The sequence below is a fragment of the Actinophytocola sp. genome (assembly GCF_035712165.1).
GTDB lineage: Bacteria > Actinomycetota > Actinomycetes > Mycobacteriales > Pseudonocardiaceae > DASYTH01.
Genome location: NZ_DASTBH010000422.1, coordinates 1 through 5,579, shown reverse-complemented (window position 1 = coordinate 5,579; position 5,579 = coordinate 1). Strand labels below are relative to the sequence as shown.

Below are 5,579 nucleotides of genomic sequence, written 5' to 3'. Positions count from 1 at the left end.
CAGGGCCCCGGCAAAGTCCTGTGTGCTGGTCAGGGGTTGATTCCTAGCAGGTGTAGGGGTCGGGTGGTGTCGCGGGCCATGTGGCGTAGGCCGGCGGCGATGTTGTGGTGTCCGGCCAGGCGCAGTGCGCTGATGGCGAGGTTGCGCAGGGAGGCCATGGCGCGGGGGGCGGTGCCGGTGCGGACTCGGGAGCGGTCTTCGCCATAGGTGACGTCGCGGACCCAGTGCAGCCGGTTCTCGATCTCCCAGTGCCCGCGTAGGTAGGCGCTGATGTGGGCGGGGGTGGCGTGGTGTGGGGTGAGGCTGGTGACGCCGTAGGCGGTGTGGGTTTCGATCTTGGGCTGGGTGCTGCGGGTTTGCTGGGTGTGGTGGATCGTGCGGTAGCGGGTGATCTGCCAGATCTGGCTGGCGTGTGGGAAATCGAGATCGGCCGGGGCGGGCAGTACTTCGATGGTGCGTTGTTCGCGGCGGCCGTGTCTGATGGCGGTGCTGGTGTGGTGGGTGCCGGCGGGCCAGGGCAGTGCGGCCAGTCGTTGGTGCAGGCGATGTTGGTTGGCTTTGACGGTGAACACGTAGTGCGCGCCGCGGCGGTGCAGGTAGCGGGCGTGGGCGCGGGTGGTGTGCAGCGCGTCGGCGGTGATGACCGCCCCGGTCAGGTCGAGGTCGTCGAGCAGCGGCTGCAGCCAGGCGATCTCGCTGCTGCCCTCGGGCACCAGCTGTTGCCCGAGCACCGTGCCCTGCTGGTGGGTCAGCGCCGAGAGCAGGTGCACCCCGGCCCCGCCGATGCGGGCGAAGGTCCCGCGCACCGACTTGCCATCCACCGCGATGACCGGTGGTGTAGCCGACCCTGTGGCGGCCAGGACCCAGCCGGCGATGGCGGTGTCCACGGCGGCACCGTCCACCTGACCCAGCACCCGGCGGATCGTGGCCTCATCCGGAGCCACATGCCGATCCCTCCGCCGACACCGACGCACCCCCAGTACAGCCAGCACCCGTTGCGGGGCGTCGGCAGCCCATTCCCCGATCGCGGTCAGCGACCGCGCGCCCGCCACCACCGCCGCCGCAGCGATCACCAGAATCGAGCCCAGCGTATGCCGCACACCGCGCCGAGCACGCGGATCAGGCACCACAGCCAGATGATGGCGAAGATCAGCCAACCGCGCCGGATCCACCTCGACCCGGCCCACCTGCCCCAACACGGGAACGATCAGCGATGATGAACCAGCAGGCACGGCCTCTCCCATGATCATGCGACGTCGACACTCACATGATCAACAAGAAGGTCGTGCCTGCCCCCACCGGGGTGATCGACTTTGCCGGGGCCCTGGGGAAGGGTGGGGGTGTCTACCCAGGTAGGGGGGCGGTGTCTGCCCAGGTAGGGGGCGGTGTCTGCCCAGGTAGGGGGCCTGGGTGGTGGCGCGGTCAGGCGGCGCGGGCGAGCGGGGAGCCGAGTAGCTGGGGGTAGGTGACGCTGCGGGCGCCGTGGTGCAGGGCGATGTCGACGGCGTCGAGGATGGCCTGGCGCGGGCCGGGGCGGGCGAGGTCGCCGGCGTCGGCAGCCAGACGGATCAGGCCGCCCCGCCGGGCCTGCCGGCCCGCGCCGAGGACCAGGGCGTAGCACCACCACGACTCGGCGCGGTCGCCGAAGCCGAGGATGCGGCCCCGGTGGGTGGCCCCGGCGTGGAGGTCGCGGACGCCGGTCAGGTCGGCGCACAGGGCGAAGCCCATCCGGCGCAGAGCCACGAGCGTGCCGGGGGACACGAGCCAGCGGGGCGGAGCGAAGCTGTCGGTGCGCAGCCCGGCCCGGCCCAGTGCGAGGACGGCGGCGGTGAGCCGCAGACCCGCCTCGTGCGCGGGCAGCGTGGCGAACTCGGCCCGCCGGCCGAGCGGCACGAGGCGGGCCCGGGGCGGCGCGACGTGGTCGAAACCGTGGAGCAGCAGGGCGTCCCCGGCGGCGCGGCGGCGCCGGATCCAGTCGGCGACCTCCCGGCCACCGGCGCGTGGAGCGAACAGGAGGGACAGCGGAACCCGGCGCCGCTCCAGTTCGGCCGACAGATCGGCGCACGCGTCGAGCGTCCGCGCGCTGATCCCGGACAGGGACACCACCAGCCGTGCGGTCATGGCCCCATTACGCCAAACAGGGATAAACGTCAGCTCAAGCCCAGGTATCAGCCGAACGAACGGAGGAAGTCCCGCCAGCCCCGCTCGGGAAACGCCAGCCGGATCCGAGGATTCTTCGAATCCCGCACCCCCACCCGCTCGGAACCCGCTGCCACCTCAACGCAGTCGGTGTTTGAGCCGCTGAAACTGCTCTTGCGCCACCCGATCTCGACACAGTCGGTGTTGGAATCGCTGAAGCTGCTCTTGCGCCATCCGGTCATGGCCCGCTCCTTCCCATGCCCGAGGCGACCTTGCTGATCAGGTCCACCGAGCGCTCCGGTGAGAGCGCGACCGCCAGCAAGCCCTCATACGCCAGTTTATAAGCGCGGATATCGTCGGGCTCCTCCAGGTAGAGGCTGGCCACCTTGTTCTCCAGGAGAACCAGACTGGGCAGACCGGAATACTCCATGATCACAAATGGACCGTTCATGCCGGGATGCGCGCCGACATGGCCGGGAACCACGCGAAGTGTCACGGCTGGCCGAAAGGAGGACTCGATCAGGTAGCCGAGCTGGTCGCGCATGACGCCCTCCCCGCCGACCCGTTGATGCAGCGCGGCTTCGTGCAGAACCACCTCCAGCCGTGGTGAGTCAACCCGGTGCACCAGCGCCTGCCGGGCGATCCGGGCCGCGACCCGGTCATCGATGTCCTGGTCGTTGAGGCTGAGATCCGCGCCGGCTATGACCGCGCGGGCATAGGGAAAGGTCTGCATCAGGCCGGGCACCAGCAGCGGCTGGTAGTTGTAGATGTGGTCAGCGTCCTGCTCGAAGCCGATCCACTTCTCCAAATCCTCGTGCACATGCAGTTCGCCGCGATCGATCAGACCCGGTTTGTCGACCTCGGCGTGCAGTTTCAGCAGGGCTTTCCGGAGCGGGCGGGCGGTTCCGTAGAGGGTGAGCATCGACGCCAGGTCCTCCGAGGTCAGCCCGCGCTTCCCGGTCTCCACCCGGGACACCGTGCTCCGGCTGACCCCGAGGCGCTTCGCGACATCGTCCTCGGTGAGCCCCGACTCCTCGCGCAGCCGGCGCAACACCATGCACAGCCGCCTGGTCCGCACCCCGATGTTCATGCGCGCCACCCTGACCGACCGGCCGGCGCCGCGCCATCGGCCGATCGGGACGCCCGTGCCGCCCCGGCAACAACCGCCGCAGAGCAGGCCACCCGCCGGACGCGCGTGCCGGCCAGGAGTGGCAACAATTGCCACGCCGACTTCACCCGAACGGAGTTCCCATGGCCGACTGGATCTCGTTCACCACCGACTACGGGCTGGACGACGGGTTCGTGGCCGCCTGTGCCGGGGTGATCGCCGGGATCGCCCCGACCGTGCGGATCATCCACGTGACGCACCTCGTGCCACCGCAGGACGTCCGCCGCGCGGCCACCGTGCTCGCCCAGACCGTGCCCTACCTGCCGCCCGCCGTGCACCTGGCCGTCGTCGACCCCGGGGTCGGCACCGAGCGGCGGGCCGTCGTGATCGAGACCGGCCGCGGCCTGCTGGTCGGCCCGGACAACGGTCTGCTCGTGCCGGCGGCCGAAGCGCTCGGCGGAGTCCGGACCGCGCACCAACTCACCGAGCCGCGCTACCGGCTGCCGACCCTGTCGGCCACCTTCCACGGCCGCGACCTGTTCGCGCCGGCCGCCGCACATCTGGCCACCGGCGTCCCGCCCGACGCGCTCGGCCCGGCCATCGACCCGGCCGGGCTCATCCGCCTGCCCACGCCCACAACCGTTGTGGCGGAAGGAAAACTCACCACCGAGGTGCTGTCGGTGGACCGGTTCGGCAATCTCCAGCTCGCCGCCACCGCCGAGGTCATGCCCACCGGCCGGGTGCTGATCGGTGATCAGGAAGCCGTCGCCGGCCGCACCTTCGCCGACGTGCCGGCCGGCGCGCTGGTCGTCTACCCGGACTCGGCCGGGCAGCTCGCCGTCGCGGTCAACGGCGGCTCGGCGGCGGCCCTGCTGGGCTGGTCGCCAGGGGACGTCGTGGTGCTCAGAGCCATTCGGTGACGACGACCTCGTCACCGACGAACACCTCGCCGGGGCGCAGCACGGCCGCCTTCATCCCGAAGCTGACGCCGCCTTCCGGCTCACGCCGGTAGTCCGCGAGCGTGCGCAGCGGCTCCGGTCCGGCCCGCAGCCCGGCGAGCTGGTCCACAACCGTCACCACACACCGGATGTCCCGCTTGCCGTAGCCGATCTCGACCGAGCCGGCGGTCATCCGGCGCACCCGGTCCTCGGTGTGCGGCTCCGGCCAGCCCGTGATCACGATGCTCGGGCGGAACCGGTTCATCGGCACCGGATCCGCGCCACGTTCCAGAATTCGCGCGTTCAGTCCGTCCAAAGAGGACATTGAGGTGATCAGCAGCGCGGTCGAGTCCGAGTACTGGATCACGCCCGGCTCGTCCCCGCTGCCGGCCCGCCGCAGGTCGTCCGGCGCCCGCATCAACCGCAGCGGCTCGCCCAGCACCTCGGAGAACCAGCCGGCCGCCTCGTCGCCCTGGTCGATCCCGACCCCGTCCCATTTGTGCACCCGCACCGGCGCCACCGGACCGTCGGCCGTCACGTCCAGGACCAGATCTCCCACCTCGGGCGCCGAAAGGGCCAACTTGGTCCCGTCGTGCAGCACCTGGGTCCGCACCACCGCCAGCCGCGCCACCTCCCGCTGGCTGATGAAAGCCCCGCCCGGCCGCACCACCACGAAGCTCCGGTCATAGGCCAAACCCGTGGCCTTGACCTCCGCACGCTCCACCGAAACCCCAGCACACCCCTTGATCGGGTAATACGTCAGCGCGGAAACGCTAGCCATACTCCAAAACTACCCGCGCCGCCACACCACCGCGGCCCATTTACCCGTCCCACGCTGCGCACATGACCCCTCACACCCCGCAGCAAATCCCCATACCCAGGTAAACAACCCCCACCCTTCCCGGGGGCGTCCCTGGTCCAGTCTACCGGCGGGGGGTCGTTGAGTGATCAACTTCGGGGTGGTTGTGGACAACTGGGTGGGCTGTGGATAACCGGCGGGGAGCCCGGGGGGTCTGGGCGGGCAACTCGCGGGGCTGGAGCCGGCGACCTGGCCGGGTCGGAGATGGGGACTCGCCGGGTCGGAAGTGGGGACTCGCCGGGCTGGAACAGGCGACTCGCCCGGCTGGAAGTGGGGACTCACCGGGTTGGTGCAAGGTCTGAACTGATTAGGTACGGGCGTCGCGTGTCTTCGTCGGCACCTCGGCCAGCGTGCTGCCGTGGTCCAGGACGCATGTCGTGCGATACTCGGCGGTGAGAAAGTCGGGAGGTGGTCATGACCGCTGACAGTGCGGGCTACCCGCCGAGCGACCGCGTGGAGACTCTCGACGAGCAGCTGCGGCGTAAGGGCGTACGACCTATCGAGTCGGTCCGTGACCTCGCGTGCCCTGATCTGT

6 protein-coding genes are annotated in these 5,579 nt (G+C 70.4%); 1 reads left to right on the top strand and 5 read right to left on the bottom strand.

Annotated features, from left to right (window positions below; all coding sequences use genetic code 11):
• Positions 1-29 precede the first annotated feature (29 nt).
• The 4 genes from VFO68_RS23400 to VFO68_RS23385 all read right to left on the bottom strand — a co-directional run bounded on the left by VFO68_RS23400 (position 30) and on the right by VFO68_RS23385 (position 3,229).
• Entirely contained in the window at positions 30-1,244 is a 1,215-nt protein-coding gene (locus tag VFO68_RS23400) for an ISAs1 family transposase (RefSeq protein WP_325160512.1), read from the bottom strand.
• 178 nt (positions 1,245-1,422) lie between these two features.
• A complete protein-coding gene (locus tag VFO68_RS23395; RefSeq protein ID WP_325160511.1) occupies positions 1,423-2,121 on the bottom strand; it encodes a DUF2334 domain-containing protein in 699 nt (232 codons plus the stop codon).
• A gap of 47 nt (positions 2,122-2,168) precedes the next feature.
• Complete coding sequence (locus tag VFO68_RS23390; protein ID WP_325160510.1) at positions 2,169-2,381, bottom strand: DUF397 domain-containing protein; 213 nt, start codon at positions 2,379-2,381, stop codon at positions 2,169-2,171.
• Positions 2,378-3,229, bottom strand: coding sequence for a helix-turn-helix transcriptional regulator (locus VFO68_RS23385; RefSeq protein ID WP_325160509.1), 852 nt, complete (start codon positions 3,227-3,229; stop codon positions 2,378-2,380). The genes VFO68_RS23390 and VFO68_RS23385 overlap by 4 nt, the downstream gene beginning before the upstream one ends.
• A 161-nt stretch (positions 3,230-3,390) precedes the next feature.
• Between VFO68_RS23385 and VFO68_RS23380 the strand changes: the two genes are divergently transcribed.
• Positions 3,391-4,167, top strand: coding sequence for an SAM-dependent chlorinase/fluorinase (locus tag VFO68_RS23380; RefSeq protein ID WP_325160508.1), 777 nt, complete (start codon positions 3,391-3,393; stop codon positions 4,165-4,167).
• On the opposite strand, the gene VFO68_RS23375 is transcribed toward VFO68_RS23380, so the two are convergent.
• The gene (locus VFO68_RS23375; RefSeq protein ID WP_325160507.1) at positions 4,151-4,909 is read right to left on the bottom strand and encodes an MOSC domain-containing protein; all 759 of its coding nucleotides are present in this window, start codon (positions 4,907-4,909) and stop codon (positions 4,151-4,153) included. The two genes, VFO68_RS23380 and VFO68_RS23375, sit on opposite strands and share 17 nt — an antisense overlap.
• Positions 4,910-5,579 lie beyond the last annotated feature (670 nt).

Bases quoted from the DNA above. Each gene is read 5' to 3' on its own strand.
- VFO68_RS23400 (WP_325160512.1), bottom strand. From the start codon at position 1,244: ATGGGAGAGGCCGTGCCTGCTGGTTCATCATCGCTGATCGTTCCCGTG.
- VFO68_RS23390 (WP_325160510.1), bottom strand. From the start codon at position 2,381: ATGACCGGATGGCGCAAGAGCAGCTTCAGCGATTCCAACACCGACTGT.
- VFO68_RS23395 (WP_325160511.1), bottom strand. From the start codon at position 2,121: ATGACCGCACGGCTGGTGGTGTCCCTGTCCGGGATCAGCGCGCGGACG.
- VFO68_RS23385 (WP_325160509.1), bottom strand. From the start codon at position 3,229: ATGAACATCGGGGTGCGGACCAGGCGGCTGTGCATGGTGTTGCGCCGG.
- VFO68_RS23380 (WP_325160508.1), top strand. From the start codon at position 3,391: ATGGCCGACTGGATCTCGTTCACCACCGACTACGGGCTGGACGACGGG.